Raw genomic sequence first — 1,377 nt, 5'->3', positions numbered from 1 at the left:
ACTCTCAAACCTGCCCGTAAACTCGATTGTTTTCGGTTTCGTAGTAAAAGTCAGCCTTGTATTTCCCAAATGGTCTTTTAAATGGTACTGGTACACCCAGCTCTCTGTAGTTTCATCCTTTACTATCCTTCCTTCTTCATGCTGGATCAGTTGGAGGGTGTCATTTTCATAGATGAACTCTCCGATATAATCGGTGCGTTTTTCTTTTCCATTCTCATGGCTATCTGGGCCAGTTTAACCCCTGTGCGTCGTAGATATAGTCGATATAATTGGCTGCATCTTTGGTGACTTTGGCTGGCAGGTTGAGGTGGTTATAGGCATTTCTCCAATATTTCAATTCTCTGCAATAAAGCTGTACTTGAGCTACAGCCAGAGCCAGTTTGAAAGCTTTCCCATAAAACAATGAAAGGCACAAGTGGGATACTTGCGCCAGTTTCATTGTTTTATACGCTTGGGCTAGAAGGGGACATGCTAAAGGTTATTTTGATTTACAGGAGGAACAAAAGGCCGCTAAGCAAAGACGAACTGCTGCCCAGGAACGCATTTCCAATCATACTGCATTAAAAACCAAACTTGAAGAGCTACATAAAGACTTTCTTAAAATTGCCATGTCAACCAATGCTCAGCAAAGAGGATTTGATCTGGAAAAGCTTCTCAATGATCTTTTTGCATTATTCGACTTAGACCCTAAAGCATCTTTCAAAATAATCGGTGAACAGATTGACGGTGCTTTTACTTTTAGGGATGATGATTTCCTGCTGGAAGCCAAGTGGCAAAAAGATCCCTTAAACGCTGGCGATCTTTACAAGTTTGCAGGAAAGGTAAATGGTAAAAGGAAAAACACCCTCGGTTTGTGTATTTCCATTGATGGGTTTTCAAGTGAAAGTACTCAAACTACTTCTAGTGATCTCCGCTCTCTTATTCTAATGGACGGCATGGATTTAGATGCTGTACTGACCGATCGCATTAAACTTGATGAACTGCTTTACCGTAAACGCAGACATGCTTCTGAGACGGGCAATATTTATTTGAGCGTTAATAAAATCTTAGTGGCATAAAAAGCAGATGGATATTCTATCACTGTTTTGTGTAAATATGCCCATCCCACTCTAATTGATTCTTATTCAAAATCTTCACGTAATCCCCGTCTAACCTCAAAGAGCTCAAATAACAATAGGTAAGTTCAGGCATATTTACCTTAAAAACATTTGACTCAGTATCCTTAACCTCATATTGCATGGAGGTAACATGGATAGGAGGCATACTATCTCTCCACCCAAGTGCACATTCAGTGGGGTAAACTGTTATTTCAAAACTCTTGATTTTTACCCCATTTGGCACATTTAGCAGAATTTCGTCTGTATAATACTTCTTAAA

3 protein-coding genes are annotated in these 1,377 nt (G+C 39.7%); 1 reads left to right on the top strand and 2 read right to left on the bottom strand.

Features of this window, described 5'->3' with window-relative positions:
- Positions 1-220: 220 nt before the first annotated feature.
- Positions 221-439, bottom strand: a complete 219-nt coding sequence (locus tag E1163_RS00475; RefSeq protein WP_155168565.1) for a hypothetical protein — start codon at positions 437-439, stop codon at positions 221-223.
- A gap of 169 nt (positions 440-608) precedes the next feature.
- Between E1163_RS00475 and E1163_RS00470 the strand changes: the two genes are divergently transcribed.
- Positions 609-1,058, top strand: coding sequence for a restriction endonuclease (locus tag E1163_RS00470; protein WP_155168564.1), 450 nt, complete (start codon positions 609-611; stop codon positions 1,056-1,058).
- Positions 1,059-1,077: 19 nt separating this feature from the next.
- Here the strand turns inward: E1163_RS00470 and E1163_RS30865 are convergent.
- A partial coding sequence (locus tag E1163_RS30865; protein ID WP_221417881.1) for a hypothetical protein occupies positions 1,078-1,377 on the bottom strand: 300 nt, incomplete at its 5' end.

The sequence above is a fragment of the Fulvivirga kasyanovii genome, assembly GCF_009711405.1.
GTDB classification, from domain to species: domain Bacteria; phylum Bacteroidota; class Bacteroidia; order Cytophagales; family Cyclobacteriaceae; genus Fulvivirga; species Fulvivirga kasyanovii.
This window is presented reverse-complemented; position numbering and strand designations above follow the sequence as displayed.